This window comes from Mesorhizobium sp. C089B (assembly GCF_030323125.1).
Lineage (GTDB): Bacteria > Pseudomonadota > Alphaproteobacteria > Rhizobiales > Rhizobiaceae > Mesorhizobium.
In genome coordinates, this window is the sequence record NZ_CP100469.1 from 1,483,303 (window position 1) to 1,497,304 (window position 14,002).

General features: G+C 62.6%; 18 protein-coding genes. 5 read left to right on the forward strand and 13 right to left on the reverse strand.

The window, feature by feature from the left end; genetic code table 11:
* Positions 1–94: 94 nt before the first annotated feature.
* The 10 genes from NLY44_RS07440 to moaA form a co-directional block, all read right to left on the reverse strand.
* The gene (locus NLY44_RS07440) at positions 95–925 is read right to left on the reverse strand and encodes an ABC transporter permease (RefSeq protein ID WP_023688511.1); all 831 of its coding nucleotides are present in this window, start codon (positions 923–925) and stop codon (positions 95–97) included.
* Entirely contained in the window at positions 922–1,638 is a 717-nt protein-coding gene (locus tag NLY44_RS07445) for an ABC transporter permease (RefSeq protein ID WP_023669007.1), read from the reverse strand. The genes NLY44_RS07440 and NLY44_RS07445 overlap by 4 nt, the downstream gene beginning before the upstream one ends.
* Positions 1,639–1,713: 75 nt before the next feature.
* Positions 1,714–2,499, reverse strand: a complete 786-nt coding sequence (locus NLY44_RS07450) for an ABC transporter substrate-binding protein (protein WP_023688509.1) — start codon at positions 2,497–2,499, stop codon at positions 1,714–1,716.
* 319 nt (positions 2,500–2,818) lie between these two features.
* On the reverse strand, positions 2,819–3,322 hold the full coding sequence (gene mobB / locus NLY44_RS07455; protein WP_023805149.1) for a molybdopterin-guanine dinucleotide biosynthesis protein B: 504 nt from the start codon (positions 3,320–3,322) through the stop codon (positions 2,819–2,821).
* Positions 3,319–3,951 carry a molybdenum cofactor guanylyltransferase MobA gene (gene mobA, locus NLY44_RS07460; protein WP_023805150.1) on the reverse strand — a complete coding sequence of 211 codons (633 nt, stop codon included), beginning with the start codon at positions 3,949–3,951 and terminating at the stop codon, positions 3,319–3,321. The genes mobB and mobA overlap by 4 nt, the downstream gene beginning before the upstream one ends.
* Positions 3,952–3,958: 7 nt before the next feature.
* Positions 3,959–4,879 carry a DMT family transporter gene (locus NLY44_RS07465; protein WP_023805151.1) on the reverse strand — a complete coding sequence of 307 codons (921 nt, stop codon included), beginning with the start codon at positions 4,877–4,879 and terminating at the stop codon, positions 3,959–3,961.
* Positions 4,880–5,107: 228 nt separating this feature from the next.
* Positions 5,108–5,464 carry a hypothetical protein gene (locus tag NLY44_RS07470; RefSeq protein WP_023805152.1) on the reverse strand — a complete coding sequence of 119 codons (357 nt, stop codon included), beginning with the start codon at positions 5,462–5,464 and terminating at the stop codon, positions 5,108–5,110.
* A 121-nt stretch (positions 5,465–5,585) separates the two neighbouring features.
* On the reverse strand, positions 5,586–5,744 hold the full coding sequence (locus NLY44_RS07475; RefSeq protein WP_245263772.1) for a hypothetical protein: 159 nt from the start codon (positions 5,742–5,744) through the stop codon (positions 5,586–5,588).
* Between the two features lie 91 nt (positions 5,745–5,835).
* The gene (locus NLY44_RS07480) at positions 5,836–6,138 is read right to left on the reverse strand and encodes a hypothetical protein (protein ID WP_245263773.1); all 303 of its coding nucleotides are present in this window, start codon (positions 6,136–6,138) and stop codon (positions 5,836–5,838) included.
* 67 nt (positions 6,139–6,205) lie between these two features.
* Positions 6,206–7,201 (reverse strand): GTP 3',8-cyclase MoaA, encoded by a 996-nt coding sequence (gene moaA, locus NLY44_RS07485; RefSeq protein ID WP_031193366.1) that lies wholly within the window; start codon positions 7,199–7,201, stop codon positions 6,206–6,208.
* Between the two features lie 200 nt (positions 7,202–7,401).
* Here moaA and NLY44_RS07490 point away from each other — a divergent pair, with 200 nt between their 5' ends.
* Complete coding sequence (locus NLY44_RS07490) at positions 7,402–7,755, forward strand: gamma-butyrobetaine hydroxylase family protein (protein WP_023668999.1); 354 nt, start codon at positions 7,402–7,404, stop codon at positions 7,753–7,755.
* Between the two features lie 64 nt (positions 7,756–7,819).
* Positions 7,820–8,431, forward strand: coding sequence for a pyridoxamine 5'-phosphate oxidase family protein (locus NLY44_RS07495; RefSeq protein ID WP_023726591.1), 612 nt, complete (start codon positions 7,820–7,822; stop codon positions 8,429–8,431).
* 26 nt (positions 8,432–8,457) lie between these two features.
* On the opposite strand, the gene NLY44_RS07500 is transcribed toward NLY44_RS07495, so the two are convergent.
* The gene (locus NLY44_RS07500; RefSeq protein WP_023805153.1) at positions 8,458–8,910 is read right to left on the reverse strand and encodes a MarR family winged helix-turn-helix transcriptional regulator; all 453 of its coding nucleotides are present in this window, start codon (positions 8,908–8,910) and stop codon (positions 8,458–8,460) included.
* 48 nt (positions 8,911–8,958) lie between these two features.
* On the opposite strand from NLY44_RS07500, the gene NLY44_RS07505 reads away from it, so the two are divergent.
* The gene (locus NLY44_RS07505; RefSeq protein WP_023805154.1) at positions 8,959–9,867 is read left to right on the forward strand and encodes an alpha/beta hydrolase; all 909 of its coding nucleotides are present in this window, start codon (positions 8,959–8,961) and stop codon (positions 9,865–9,867) included.
* Positions 9,868–9,913: 46 nt separating this feature from the next.
* Here the strand turns inward: NLY44_RS07505 and NLY44_RS07510 are convergent, their stop codons facing one another.
* Entirely contained in the window at positions 9,914–10,312 is a 399-nt protein-coding gene (locus NLY44_RS07510) for a rhodanese-like domain-containing protein (protein WP_023682502.1), read from the reverse strand.
* Positions 10,313–10,374: 62 nt separating this feature from the next.
* On the reverse strand, positions 10,375–10,983 hold the full coding sequence (locus tag NLY44_RS07515; RefSeq protein WP_023805155.1) for a TetR/AcrR family transcriptional regulator: 609 nt from the start codon (positions 10,981–10,983) through the stop codon (positions 10,375–10,377).
* 98 nt (positions 10,984–11,081) lie between these two features.
* Between NLY44_RS07515 and NLY44_RS07520 the strand changes: the two genes are divergently transcribed.
* Both NLY44_RS07520 and NLY44_RS07525 read left to right on the forward strand, forming a co-directional pair.
* The gene (locus NLY44_RS07520; protein ID WP_023805156.1) at positions 11,082–11,828 is read left to right on the forward strand and encodes a 3-oxoacyl-ACP reductase family protein; all 747 of its coding nucleotides are present in this window, start codon (positions 11,082–11,084) and stop codon (positions 11,826–11,828) included.
* A gap of 212 nt (positions 11,829–12,040) precedes the next feature.
* Positions 12,041–13,921, forward strand: a complete 1,881-nt coding sequence (locus NLY44_RS07525) for a L,D-transpeptidase family protein (RefSeq protein WP_023805157.1) — start codon at positions 12,041–12,043, stop codon at positions 13,919–13,921.
* The last annotated feature ends 81 nt before the right edge of the window (positions 13,922–14,002 follow it).

A 14,002-nucleotide genomic window follows, 5' to 3' on the forward strand; every position in this document is an offset into this window, starting at 1 on the left:
CTTCAGACGGAACGGAATTGTCTTGGACAGCTCTAGGCTCTACGCGCCATTCGTCAAGACGCGCATGAGCCGATCGACTGGTACAGCCGAACGCTCAGCGGATCAGATGAATGGTGATCCGTCGCTCGATCCATTCGACGCCGTGGCGCAGGATCTCGACCATCACCAGATAGACGATGGCGACCCAGACATAGGCCTGGAAGTCGAAGGACTTGGCGTAGGCGAGCTTCGCGTTGCCCATCAAATCATAGACTGTGATGATGGCAACGATGGCGGAGGCCTTGATCATCAGGACGAGTTCATTGCCGTAGGGCCGGAGCGCGACGATAAACGCCTGCGGCAGGATGACCTTGCGCAGCGTCTGCAATTTGTGCAGGCCGAGCGAAGCAGCGCCCTCCCATTGGCCCCTCGGAACACTTTCTATGGCGCCGCGCAGGATCTCGGCCTGGTAGGCGGCGGTGTTGAGCGCGAAGGCGAACACACCGCAATTGAAGGCGTCGCGGAAGAACCACCACAGTCCGACGGATTCGAGCTGCACCCGGAACGAGCCCAGGCCGTAATAGACGAGATAGACCTGGACCAGCAGCGGCGTGCCGCGGAAGAAGTAGACGTAGCAATAGGCCAGGACGGACAGATAGCGGTTCTTCGACATGCGGGCATAGGTGACGGGCAGCGAAAAAAGCGCGCCGAGCACCATCGAGATGGCCACCAGCGCAAGCGTGGTTCCCAAGCCCTGCAGATAGGCCGGCGCGTATCTGGCGAAGAATTCGCCATTCCAAGCGTAAACCAGATAGACGGCGATGCCGATGCCGAACAGGATCCAGAAGCCGACCAGCGCGTAGCCGACGATACGGGCCCGCGGCCAGCCTCGCGCCCGTGGTGGTGGCTTCTCGATGTCGACGGCGGCGCGCGTCACGACGCTCATCGTGCCTCCCTCCGCCCGAGCGAACGCAGGATGAAGCCGGTGGCGATCGACGACAGGATGGCGAGGATAAGGAACACCATCGCCGCGACGCTGTAGAACAGGAAGGAATGTTTGGTGACACGGGCCGCCACGCCGGCGTTGCGCAGGGTTTCAGCCAGGTTGACGACCGACACCAGGGCCGTGTCCTTGAGCAGGCTCAGCCAGCAATTCTCAAGGCCGGGGAAGGCGATGCGCAGCAGCTGCGGCAGGATCACCTTGCGCATCGTCTGCCATTTCGACAGACCGATCGCATAGCCGCCCTCATACTGGCCCTTCGGAATGGCGCGAAAGGCCGACAGGAAGACTTCGCTGGAATAGGACGAAAAGATCAGCGACAGCACGATCATGCCGGCGAGGAAGCTGTCGACATCGACCGTCGCTTCCGGCCTGAACAGACGGATGACATACTGCAAGAGGATCGGCATGCCGAAGAAGAACAGGAAAAGCGTCACCAGTTCCGGCAGGCCGCGAAACACCGTGGTGTAGATGTTGGCGGCCACGCGAAGCGACGGCTCTTCGGATTGTTTTGCCCAGGCGACGAAAAAGCCGATCGTCAGGCCGATCGGCAGTGTCGCCAGCGCGAGCGCAATGGTGACCAGTGCGCCATAGGCAATATCGTCAATCCAGCCATCGGGTCCCCAAGTGAGAAGTATCCATATGTTCTGGCTTGGCATTGACGGGTCTTGTCTCCACTTCTGTCAGGCCAAGGCGGCAGGAGGAAACTTCCCCTGCCGCCTTGTTTCAGACGTTCAGGACTCGGCGCCGAAGACGTCGAACTTGAAGTACTTGTCGTTGATTTCCTTGTACTTTCCGTTAGCGCGGATTGCGTCGATGGCGCTGTTCAACTTGTTGACCAGATCCGTCTCGCCCTTGCGCACGGCGATGCCGGCGCCCGGTCCAAAGATATCGACCGGCTGCGGCGAGGGCTGGCCGAGAATCTTGCAGCAGGCGCCATCAGGCGAATCCAGGAACTGCTGCAACACGACGATATCGTCCTCGATCGCGTCGAGACGCCCGTTGGCGAGATCGGCCTGCTCTTCGGGGCTGCTCGGATAGCCCTTGACCGTGCTGTCCGTATAGGTTTTCGAGGCGTAATTGAAATGCGTCGTCGTGGTTGCGACGCCGATGGTCTTGCCGGCCAGGTCTTCCTTGGTCACGCCCTTGAGGGTCGAATCCTTGGGTACCGCGATCGCCGACGGCGTGTTGTAGTATTTGTGGGTGAAGTCGACCTTCTCGGCGCGCTCCGGCGTGATCGACATCGAGGCGACGATGGCGTCGAACTTGCCGGCCTGCAGAGCCGGAATGATGCCGTCCCAATCCTGGGCGACGAAGGTGCACTTGACCTTCATCTCGTCGCAGAGCGCCTTGGCGATGTCGATGTCGAAGCCCACGAGCTGGCCGTCGGAGGTCAGGTTGTTGAATGGGGGGTAGGCGCCTTCGGTGCCGATTCTCAGGGTCGTTTCCTGAGCCTGGGCGACGCCGAGCGTCAGCAGCGCAGCCGATGCGGCGAGCGCGATACGCAGTGCAATACGCATGATAGTCCTCTCTTTATGGCTCCCGGCCGTCGTTCCGGAACGGCTCTGTGGGGCGGTGCTTTTGACCGCCCGCTGGCGCGATACTCCCACTGTTTTCGGGAGAAAAGCAACTGTAAAACCGTTGCTTGCGGGATTTGCGGGTCCAGCCAATGCCGACGCCGGGTTAATGCATGTCGCCCAAAAGTGCGCAGCGGTTTTGGGACGACGACATGCATAAATAAAACAACCTGCAGCGCGTCGCATGAGGCCGTTCAGGCGCGACGCGCTTAGACAATGCAACGGCTGAAGAGGGCGGCTGACCCGGGCGAGGGCAGGGGCCTCAAGGTTTGAGGCCGGTCACGCGCTCGATGAAGTCGGCTATCCCTCCCGTGTCGTCGAGATCGAACACAGGCAGGCTTTCGCCGGTAACCGCGAAGTCGGCGGCAATCGCCACGATATGTCCGTCGTTCGCCGACAGAGGCGAGCGGTCCTTGGCCTCCCGCCGCCGGGTCTCGATCTTTTTGTGCGCCTCGCGCTTGTAGCCTTCGACCAGCACGATGTCGCACGGGGCCAACCGCGACAGGACCGTCTCCAGCGTCGGCTCGTCCTCACCGCGCAATTCATGCATCAGCGCCCAGCGTTTGCCCGACACCACCGCGACTTCGGTGGCGCCCGCCTGGCGGTGACGAAAGCTGTCGGCGCCAGGCTTGTCGATGTCGAACTCATGATGGGCGTGTTTGACTGTCGACACTGTCCAGCCGCGCCGGACGAGCTCTGTGACCAGCTTCTCGGTCAGTGTGGTCTTGCCGGAATTCTTCCAGCCGGTGATGCCGAAGATGTTCATGGGCCGATGCTCTGCAACAGACGCTCGGCCACCGCAAGGTCGTGCGGTGTGTTGATGTTGAAGAACGGGTCGATCTCGTCACTGCCGTGGGTCAGCAACGGAAATTCCACTTCGACACAGTCGTGCCGCTCGATGAAGGCGGAGACGCGCCTGTTGTCCTCGTGGATCAGGAAATGCCGCAAGGACTCACGCAGCACGAGCGGCCACAGCGCGAAGGTCGGATGCCGCCTGCCGCCGGAACTGGCAACCGCCATCGAGCCCGGCCGACTGGTCGCGGCAGCGGCCAGCTTTGCCACCAGATCCACCGGCAGAAACGGCGTGTCGCCGGGGGCCGTCGCCAATGCCGTGCAAGCGGTGTTCGCTGCCGCCCATTCGAGGCCGGTGAGGATTCCGGCAAGCGGTCCGGCATAGCCTTCGACCATATCGGCGAGAACCGGAAGACCGGCCGCCTCGAAGCGCGCCGGGTCACCATTGGCGCTGAGCGCCAGCGATCCGACCTGCGGCGCCAGGCGGGCAACGACATGGTCGAGAAGCGGACGCCCGCCAAGCGCCAGCAAAGTCTTGTCGCCGCCGCCCATGCGCCGTGACAGGCCTCCGGCCAGGATAATTCCTGCAATGTCTTGGCTCATGGCCAAGCTATATGCCGTCCGGCGCCATGTCGGGTCCAGCGCTTTCGGCTGCGGGTTTTTGCCGGCCGGCGACCCGCTCGCGATAGAGCGCGTAGAGGCCGGAGCCGATGATGATGGCGGAGCCGAAGATCATCGGCAGGTCGGGGACATCGCCGAAGATGATGACGCCAAGCAGCATCGACCAAAAGAGGGCCGTGTAGCGGAATGGCGCAATGAAGGAGATGTCGCCAGCCCGCATTGCCATGATGATGAACTGGTAGCCGATCAGCACCAGCACCGCCGCCAATGCCAAAAGTGCCGTGCCTTTGCCGGACATCGGCGTCCAGCCGCCCATCGGCGACAGCAGCACGGCGCCAACGATGGTCATGGCGATTGCCGTTGCCGTCGACACCAGCAAGGTCGGGATAGCCCTCGGGATGCGCTTGGTGGCGAGGTCACGTACTGCGCAACAGGCGACGCTGACGAGTGCGTACAGCGAATAGACGCTGAAGCCTTCGAAGCCTGGCCGCACGATGATCAGCACGCCGCCGAAGCCGACCGCGATCGCCAGCCAGCGCCGCCAGCCGACCGCTTCGTTGAATACGAGTGCGGCCCCCATCGTCACCGCCAGCGGCAGCGCCTGCAGCACCGCCGAGACATTGGCGATCGGCAGATGCGCTAATGCCACAAGGAAGGCGACGGTGGCGCCGGCCTCGGCGACCACGCGAAGCGCCACCAGCGGCTGCAGCATCGACCTCGGTCGCGCGAGCGCGCCTTGCTGCCAGGCGAGCAGGCCGACCAGCAGCGTCGCAAAGGCGCCGCGCACCAGCATGACTTGCGCCATGTTCATCGATTCCGACGAGAACTTGGTGATGGCGTCGTTGAGGGTGAAGCCAATCATGGCCACCATCATGCACAGCGCGCCGCGAATGTTTGGGGAAAGAGGCAAGGGCGTTACCGGTTTTGCAAGAGCAATTCCAGGAAAAGTGTGAAACGGTTTTCCGTCCGGAATTGCGTGAAAACAAAGAATAAAGCGCTTCGACGTTTCGGCGAAACGGTGAACCGCTCAAGCCTGTAGCAGCCGGCGGCAAGACAGCAACGTCAAAGAAATAGGCCACGGATTTTCACCCGTGACCCATAGAAATCCCTGAGAGGGCTGGCCGGATGACCGGCAGGCTCATTTCGGCGTCAGCACCTCGGTGCCGCTGCCGTTCTTACCGGCGATGGTCCACAGGCCGTGCAGCGAGCCGTCATCTTCTACCTTGTAGACGACGAGACCGATTTCCTTGCCCATGACATAGCCGGCGGAGAAGGCATCGTCGTTGCGCATGCAGATGCCGTCCGACGATGATCCGCCCGTCTCCCAATGGATGGTGCAGGTGGTCTCGCTGGTCAGCGTGATGGTGGCTTGGCCGCCATATTTCGAGCCGTCGAAATTGGTGCCCGCGACGGTGTAGCTGCCACCGATGGACTGTGCTGCTGCCGGCGCGGCGGCAAACCCAAGCAGTGCAAGAGAAAGTAAGAATGTGCGCATGTCGTATTCCCCCAAACCGAGCGACGAGCCGCTATGTCCAAGAATCTAGGCTCGAACGCGCTTGCGGTAAATCCGCCAGCTATATGCGCATGAGACTTTTTCTGGTGTGTGTCCGAAAAGCTCACGGTCCTTTGAGGCTGCCGGCGATGGCGCCGACCAGCGGATCGTATTTCGCTTTAACGGCCGGCGGATAGTCGATCCGCACGGTGCGGATGACGCCGTCCTTGCCGAACAGGCGCCGTTCGTAAAAGATCTTGCCATCCTTCAGTCCCGGCAGCACCGCCCAGTTCTTGCCGGTCTTGCTGTAGCTGATCTGGTAGCCCGCTTCCTTGATTGCCTTCTCCTCGGCGACGAAGCTCTTTGGGGTGTCGTCACTGACGTTGAAAATAACCGGAGCAGATCAGGCTGGCGCCGTCGGCGCTGAGCCATTGCTGTCCGTCGCCATTGTACGGCTCGGGCTGGCGATCGGTGAAGATGTCGTCGGGAAAGGTGCAGACCGTGCCGAAGCGCGCATTCGTGTAGGTGAACGGCGCTGCATTGGCGCTGCCTGCCGCGATCAGTGCATTGCCAATCCAATGGAAAGACGCTTCATTCGATGTCTCCAGTGAACTAGAGCAATTCCAGGAAAAGTGTGATCGGTTTTCCGTCCGGAATTGCGCAAAAAACAAAGACATAGAGCGGTTCGCCGTGAAACGGTGAACTGCTCTATGGAGACACTCCTTGCACCAAATCGCGGAAAAATCAGCCGCCGGTGACGCTCATATGCCTGGATACCGAGGGGCGGCTGGTGCGGCGGTCGATGATGAAATCATGGCCCTTCGGCTTGCGGCCGATCGCTTCGTCGATGGCAGCAGCGACCAGTTCGTTCCCTTCGGACGCACGCAGCGGGGCGCGCAGGTCGGCGGCATCCTCCTGGCCCAGGCACATATAGAGCGTGCCGGTGCAGGTCAGCCGCACGCGGTTGCAGCTTTCGCAGAAATTATGCGTCATCGGCGTGATGAAGCCCAGCCTGCCGCCGGTCTCTGCGACATGGACGTAGCGGGCCGGACCGCCGGTCTTGTAGGGGATGTCGCTCAGCGTGAACTGGCGCTCGAGCGAAGCGCGCAGCAGCGATAGCGGCAGATACTGGTCGGTCCGGTCGGCGTCGATCTCGCCCATCGGCATGGTTTCGATGACGGTCAAGTCCATGCCGCGGCCATGCGCCCAGCGCATCATCTCCGGCAGCTCGACGTCGTTGAAGTCCTTCAGCGCAACGGCGTTGAGCTTCACCTTCAGCCCCGCCGCCTGCGCGGCATCGATGCCTTGCATGACCTTGCCGAGATGGCCCCAGCGGGTGATGGCGTGGAACTTGTCGGCATCGAGCGTGTCGAGCGAGACATTGATGCGCTCGACACCGCAATCGGCAAGCTCGGCGGCAAAGCGCGACAGCTGCGAGCCATTGGTGGTCAGCGTTAACTCTTCCAGCGCGCCGCTCTTCAAGTGCCGCGACAGCTGGCGCACCAGATGCATGATGTTCTTGCGCACCAGCGGCTCGCCGCCGGTGAGGCGCAGTTTGCGCACGCCCTTTTCGATGAAGACGGTGCAGAGCCGGTCGAGTTCCTCGAGCGACAGCAGGTCCTTTTTGGGCAGGAACGCCATGTCCTCGGCCATGCAATAGGTGCAGCGGAAATCGCAGCGGTCGGTGACCGACACGCGCAAGTAGCTGATCGTGCGACCGAAGGGATCGATCATGTCCATGCGTTCAAGCGTTTCCAATGCTGCGAGTGGTGCCGTTATATACGGCTATGTGATACGATCCAACCCGCCATTCAAGATAGCCGCTCTCGATCTTTGGTGACATTCCCCGGCCGACATCCGATGTCGGCCGGGTCCAAATGGCCTTTTCCGCTCGCGCGAAGCAGCGTAGGGAATGGCGGATCGATGCGGGATGCAGAACAATGACGGCGCCGAAGGAACTCAGGGTCTCGAAGGACAGAAAACTGCTGTCCGTCACCTTTCCCGATCATCGGCCGTTCGAACTGCCGGCCGAACTGCTGCGCGTCGCTTCACCCTCGGCCGAGGTGCAGGGCCATTCGCCGGACCAGCGGGTGACGGTTCCCGGCAAGCGTAACGTTGCTATCCTGAAGATCGAGCCGGTCGGCAACTACGCCGTGCGCATCACCTTCGACGATTTTCACGACACCGGCATCTTCACCTGGAATTACCTGCACACGCTTGGCCACGAAAAGGACGCGCGCTGGAATGCCTATCTCGCCGAGCTCCAGGAGAAGGGACTGAGCCGCGACCGCTAGTCGGCACTGTCCGCAAAACGTCATTGACTGGGGGTAACGCCGGCAAAGGTTCGGAGACGGGAAAATGTCTGACATCACCACGGTCGAACAGCTCGAAGCCCTCTACGGCCTGCCCGGCGAAGCGTCGACGATCAAGGAACTCGACCACGTCATTCCCGAATATGCCGCCTTCATCGAAGCCTCGCCTTTTGTCGCCCTGGCGACGAGCGGGCCGGAAGGGCTGGACTGTTCGCCGCGCGGCGATCTCGCCGGCTTTGTGCGCATGCATGACCCGAGAACGCTGATGATGCCGGACCGACGCGGCAACAACCGCGCCGATTCGCTTAAGAACATCATCCGCGATCCTCGCGTCGGGCTGCTGTTTCTTGTGCCGGGTTCGGGCACGACGCTGCGCGTCAACGGCCGCGCCCGCATCGCCACCGACGCCGCGCTTTGCGCCTCCTTCGCCGTCGAAGGCAAGCCGGCGCGCTCGGTCACCGTGGTCGATGTCGATTCGGTCTATTTCCAGTGCGCCCGCGCCATCGTTCGCTCGGAGCTGTGGAACCCGGCAAAGCACGTCGACCCGAAATCGCTGCCGACACCCGGAACAATCCTGGAAGTCACTAGCCGCAAGAATATCGATGCCGGTACTTACGACAAGGAATGGCCGGAGCGGGCGAAGAAGACGATGTGGTGAGGTGGGAGGCGCGTGGATCGAACGGCTCAGGTATCCTTCAGCACGTCATAGATCTTGCGCATCTGTTCGCCGATCATGTCGCACTGTTCCGCTGTCGACTGGCTCATCGCCTTTTCGATCAGCGCCATATGCACCTTCAGCGCCTTCATCAAAAGCTCCGTGCCGGCCTCGGTAAGCGTCAGCCGCAGCACGCGCTTGTCCTTCTCGTCGCCTTCGCGGCGCAGCAGGCCGCGCACCTCGAGCTGCGGCAACAGCATGGTGATGTTGGAGCGGCCGACCAGCAGTTTGCGGGCGAGATCGTGCTGCGACATGCCGGGATGGCGATAGAGGTTCATCAGCACGTCGAGCTGCGCCGGCTTGAGATCCAGCGGCGCCAGCTTTACCGCCAGCGCACGCTCCAGCACATGGCAGGCGCGCGCCACCGCGACCCAGTTGCGAAAGCGCGGGTTGTCCCAGGGCAGCTCTTGTTTAATGTTCATGTTTGAACTATTATGTTCATGCTTGAACGGAATGGATGGATCGCCACTATGGCATCATTTGGACTGAAGGTCATCCGGGGCGTGTTCCGCGCCGCCGAGCATGTGGCGCCCCGCCTGAGCGGGCGCGCCGCCTTCGAACTGTTCTGCCGCACGCCGAGCGTGAAGGCGCTCAGTGACGGCGAGCGGCGTGCGGTCGACCGCGCCGCCGGCTTCATGGCCGAGGCGCGCCATCGTCGGCTTACGACCAAGGCCGGCTGCGTCATGGTGCACGAATTCCGGCCCGAGCCGGGCAGGGCGTCCGCCGGCACGGTGCTGGTCGTCCATGGCTGGCGTTCGCGCACGGAATATATGCGCGCTCTGATCGAAGGTTTTCGCGATGCGGGCTACCGGGTCGCCTCGCTCGACCTGCCGGGCCACGGCCAGTCGCTGGGCCGGCATCTCAACATGATCAATGCGGTCGAGGCGGTCAGGGTCGCCAGCGAATGGTTCGGTCCGTTCAAGGCGATCGTCGGCCATTCCTTCGGTGGCGCCGTCGCCGCCAATGCCATTGCCGGTTCGATCAGGGGTATCCACCCAGTGGCGGCCGAGCGGCTGGTGCTGGTGGCCGCGCCAAGTTCCCTGCCGGCGATCTTCGCCGACTTCAGCCGCATGCTCAACGTCGGCCCGCGTTCGCAGGTTTCCATGGCCGATCAGGTGAAAAGGTTGTCGGGCCGGCCGCTGCACGAATTCACCGGCGATCGCCAGCTGGCCGAAGCGCCGGTGCCGACTCTGGTCATCCACGCGCCGGACGACCGCGAAGTTCCGGCCGACCATGCCAGGCGCTACGCCGGCGCCGGCAGCCATGTGCGGCTGCACTGGGCCGATGGGCTCGGCCACCGTCGCATTCTCGCCGACAAAGGTGTCATCGAACGCGCTGTGACCTTTGTCAAAAACGAGCGCGAGCCGATGCTGCATTGATTCCAATCGGTGTATTGTCCGACACCGACAACGCCGGAGCGGTGAGCTAGCCCTTCTTCTTGCCGCCCGGCTCGACGGGCAATCCGGCCGCCTTCCAGGCGGTATAGCCGCCAAGGATGTGCTTGACCGGCGACAGCCCCATATCCTGCGCCGTCTTGGTGGCCAGCGCCGAGCGCCAGCCGCCCGCGCAAAAGAAGACAAAGCTCTTGCCCGAGGCGAAGAACGGCTTGTGGTAGGGGCTTTCGGGATCGATCCAGAATTCCAGCATGCCGCGAGTGACATGTTTGGCGCCGGGGATCTGGCCGTCCCGCTCGATCTCGCGTGGATCGCGCAGGTCGACGAAGATGGTGTCCTCGTCGTCGAGCAGCCCGGCCGCTTCCTCGGGCGAGACCACCTCGATCTCGGCATTGGCCTCGTCGAGCAACTCGCGATACCCTTTTTTCACGGATGATCCCTCCCGGCGCATTTCGCCGCCGACTGGATTTCCAGCACAAGCTCCGCGCTTTGTCACGCTGTTCCGACCAGCCCCTGCCACGCCGCCATCGCTCCGGCCACTGTGGCCATCAGCGCGTCGCACGAGGCGCCGTCGCGGGCCTGGATCGACATGCCGTGCTGGACCGTCGCATAGAAGGTCGCCGCCGCGTTGCTGTCGAAGCCCGCCGGCAATTCGCCTTCCGCCACACCGCGTTCCAGCCGTCTCAGCAAGAGGGTGTGGTTTTCGGCGCGGCGGCGGCGCAAATCATCGCAGATCGCGCCGCTGCTTGAATCCTGGTGCAGTGCGCCCAGCGCGATGAGACAGCCCTGCGGGCGGTCGTCCTGAGAGTACGCTTTTGCCGTCTGGCTCAGGAAATTCTCGATCGCCTGGCATGCCGTCGGCGCTTCGTCCAGCGCGCTCCAGATCTCGGTGCCTTCGTTGCGGGTGTAATACTCGGTCGCTTCCAGAAACAGCGCCTCCTTGCTGCCGAAGGCGGCATAGAGGCTGGGCGAGCTGATCCCCATCGCCGCGGTCAGGTCGGCGATCGAGGTGCCCTCATAGCCTTTGGCCCAGAACAGCTCCATCGCCTGCCGCAAGGCGGCGGTTCGATCGAAGGTGCGGGGACGGCCTCTTTCCGGCATGACGATCTTTTCTGTGTTGACCGATACATAATTCACTTGACGTCGCGAGGCAAGGTTGCCAGATTTATGTATCGATCGTTACATAAAAGGAGCATGACATGTCAGCGAACGGATTGAACGGCAAGGCAGCACTCGTCACCGGCGGCAGCCGCGGCATTGGTGCTGCGATTGCGAAGCGGCTCGCGGCCGATGGCGCCGACGTCGCCATCACCTATGTCAACAGTGCGGCGCCGGCCCAAGCTGTCGTCGCCGAGATTATAGCGGCAGGTGGTCGCGCGATCGCCATCCAAGCCGACAATCGCGACGCCGCCGCCATCGAAGGCTCGGTCGCCGAGGCGGTGAATGCCTTCGGCCGGCTCGACATCCTGGTCAACAGCGCCGGCATCTGGCGCGCGGCGCCCATCGAACAGATGTCGCTGGCCAACTTTGACGAGACCATTGAGGTCAATCTGAGAGCGCCGTTCGTGGCCTCGAAGGCGGCAGCGGCTCACATGGGCGAGGGCGGCCGCATCATTTCGATCGGCAGCAATCTGGCCGAGCGCGTCACCGACACCAGCCTCAGCGCCTATTCGACCAGCAAGGCTGCGCTGGTCGGCCTGACCAAAGCGCTGGCGCGAGACCTCGGTCCGCGCGGCATCACCGCCAACGTCGTTCATCCCGGTTCGACCGACACCGACATGAACCCGGCCGAAGGCCCGCATGCCGAACACCAGCGGCGGAAGATGGCGACGCCCCGCTTCGGCAAGGCTGACGAGATCGCCGGCATGGTTGCCTGGCTCGCCGGTCCGGAAGGGCGCTTCGTCACCGGCGCCGCGCTCACCATCGACGGTGGCGCCAACGCCTGAAGCAGCAGCCGCTTTGACCGGTCTGGGGCGGCAACGCCGCTCCAGACGTCACGATGTTGTGAAACCGTTCTGCAACAGGCCCGCGGAAATTTATGGAAGCTTAACGAAATCGGTATGAATCGGTATAGTAGCGCCTTACATCCGCCATGCGGTTGGCAAGATCGTCTAGCGGCGCGGAACGGGAGCCGGCTTGCAGCCGGAGCGGGTGATTAATGAGATTCCTCGGAAATAAAGCCGCCGTGATGCCGCTTGCAGTAGCGGCAGCACTGGCCTTCGGTGTGCCGCAGGCAAGCGCGCAAGGCCTGTTCGACATGCTGTTCGGCGGTGGCGTCAAGCACAGGCCGCAAGGCGAATTCCCGCCGCCGCCGAAGCGCAAGCCGAAGCCCGCCGTGTCGGGCGGTGGCGGCACCAGGATCAGCAGCCCGTCCTACTACACCTACAAGGCCGACCGGCTGGTGCGCGTCGACTTTGCCGCGTTGGTGGCAGCACCTCCCCAGGTGGCAACAGCTGAAGACGCCGCCTTTGTGCCGTCGGCGACCAGCACTGCCTTCCGCGAAGCCGTTGCAGGCCTCAGCGACTATGAACTCTATGCCGAGCCCGATATCGCCAAGGCACTGATTGCCTATTACTCTGCCAATCCTGATTTCATCTGGGTGAACGAAGGCAATCCCAATGCCCGCGCCCAGGATGCGGTGCGGGTGCTTGGCGAAGCCGCAAGCTATGGTCTCACGTCGGCCGACTACACGGTCGAAGTGCCGGCAGCCAACGCATCGGCGGTCAATGCCGATGCCCATCTGAAGGAACTCGTGCGCTTCGAGATGGCGCTGTCGGCGCGCGTGCTGCGCTATGCCCGTGACGCCCAGAGCGGGCGCGTCGATCCCAATCGCATCACCGGCTACTATGAATTTCCGCCGAAGCCGGTCGACATGGAAGGCGCGCTCAAGACGCTGGCTCACACCCAGGAAGTGCGCACCTACCTCGAATCGCGGCACCCGCAGAACGCGGAATATCAGGCGCTGCGCGTCGAACTTGAATCGCTGCAGGCGAGCGCCGAAAACGAAATCGTGGTCGATCCCAAGCTGTTGCTGAAGCCCGGCGAGACCAGCGCCGAACTGCCGAAGCTGCTGACGCTGATCGCGCGCAATCTCGACGACGAGATGGGCGGCGCTTATGGCGAGATCCTGTCTCGTCTCGGCACCAGCGATGTCTATGTTCCCGAACTGGTTCCGATCATCAAGGCCGTGCAGGTGAAGGCCGGCATGAAGGGCGATGGGGTCATCGGCCCGCGCACCGTCGCCTCGCTCGCCGGCGCATCCAAGGCAGACAGGCTGCAGAAGGTGCAGGTCGCGCTGGAAGAGTTGCGCTGGCTGCCGTCCGATCTTGGTAGCCCGCGGGTGTTCATTAACCAGCCCGCCTTCACCGCCAGTTATATCGACAATGGCGAGGAGAAGCTGAAGACCCGCGTCGTCATCGGCCGGACCACCAACCAGACCGCCTTCTTCTTCAAGGAGATCAAGCAGGTCGATTTCCATCCCTATTGGGGCGTGCCGCAGTCGATCATCGTCAACGAGATGCTGCCAAGGCTGCGTGGCGATCCGGGCTATCTCGACCGTGCCGGCTACGAGGTGACCGATTCGCGCGGCAGGCGGGTTCCCTCTTCCTCGGTCAATTGGGGCGCCTACGGCGCCAACATTCCCTACAGCGTGCGCCAGCAGCCGAGCGAAGCCAATGCGCTGGGCGAACTGAAGATCCTGTTCCCCAACAAGCACGCCATCTACATGCACGACACGCCGCAAAAATCCTTCTTCCAACGCGATATGCGGGCGCTCAGCCATGGCTGTATTCGCCTTCAGGATCCACGTGGGATGGCGGCGGCGGTGCTCGGCGTCTCGGTCGACGACATCGCCGAAAAGCTCAAGCACGGCCATGCCAGCGAAGACGTGACACGCACGATTCCCGTCTATGTCTCCTACTTCACTGCCTGGCCGGACCTGTCCGGCAAAGTCGAATATTTCAACGACGTCTACGACCGCGACACGCGGCTGATGCAGGCGCTTGACGCGACCGAAGCGGTGCGTTCGCCGACGAGCTGAACCAGCGGAGTTCCTCGTTCAACGAAACGAGGAACTCACTTTGTCTCTCTGGTTTTATTAGATTTTTGGCCGATAGACGGT

Bases quoted from the DNA above. Each gene is read 5' to 3' on its own strand.
- NLY44_RS07515 (WP_023805155.1), bottom strand. From the start codon at position 10,983: ATGCCGGAAAGAGGCCGTCCCCGCACCTTCGATCGAACCGCCGCCTTG.
- mobA (WP_023805150.1), bottom strand. From the start codon at position 3,951: ATGAGCCAAGACATTGCAGGAATTATCCTGGCCGGAGGCCTGTCACGG.
- NLY44_RS07520 (WP_023805156.1), top strand. From the start codon at position 11,082: ATGTCAGCGAACGGATTGAACGGCAAGGCAGCACTCGTCACCGGCGGC.
- NLY44_RS07450 (WP_023688509.1), bottom strand. From the start codon at position 2,499: ATGCGTATTGCACTGCGTATCGCGCTCGCCGCATCGGCTGCGCTGCTG.
- moaA (WP_031193366.1), bottom strand. From the start codon at position 7,201: ATGGACATGATCGATCCCTTCGGTCGCACGATCAGCTACTTGCGCGTG.
- NLY44_RS07440 (WP_023688511.1), bottom strand. From the start codon at position 925: ATGAGCGTCGTGACGCGCGCCGCCGTCGACATCGAGAAGCCACCACCA.
- NLY44_RS07490 (WP_023668999.1), top strand. From the start codon at position 7,402: ATGACGGCGCCGAAGGAACTCAGGGTCTCGAAGGACAGAAAACTGCTG.
- NLY44_RS07495 (WP_023726591.1), top strand. From the start codon at position 7,820: ATGTCTGACATCACCACGGTCGAACAGCTCGAAGCCCTCTACGGCCTG.
- NLY44_RS07500 (WP_023805153.1), bottom strand. From the start codon at position 8,910: ATGAACATTAAACAAGAGCTGCCCTGGGACAACCCGCGCTTTCGCAAC.
- mobB (WP_023805149.1), bottom strand. From the start codon at position 3,322: ATGAACATCTTCGGCATCACCGGCTGGAAGAATTCCGGCAAGACCACA.
- NLY44_RS07505 (WP_023805154.1), top strand. From the start codon at position 8,959: ATGGCATCATTTGGACTGAAGGTCATCCGGGGCGTGTTCCGCGCCGCC.
- NLY44_RS07445 (WP_023669007.1), bottom strand. From the start codon at position 1,638: ATGCCAAGCCAGAACATATGGATACTTCTCACTTGGGGACCCGATGGC.
- NLY44_RS07525 (WP_023805157.1), top strand. From the start codon at position 12,041: ATGAGATTCCTCGGAAATAAAGCCGCCGTGATGCCGCTTGCAGTAGCG.
- NLY44_RS07480 (WP_245263773.1), bottom strand. From the start codon at position 6,138: ATGTCTTTGTTTTTTGCGCAATTCCGGACGGAAAACCGATCACACTTT.
- NLY44_RS07470 (WP_023805152.1), bottom strand. From the start codon at position 5,464: ATGCGCACATTCTTACTTTCTCTTGCACTGCTTGGGTTTGCCGCCGCG.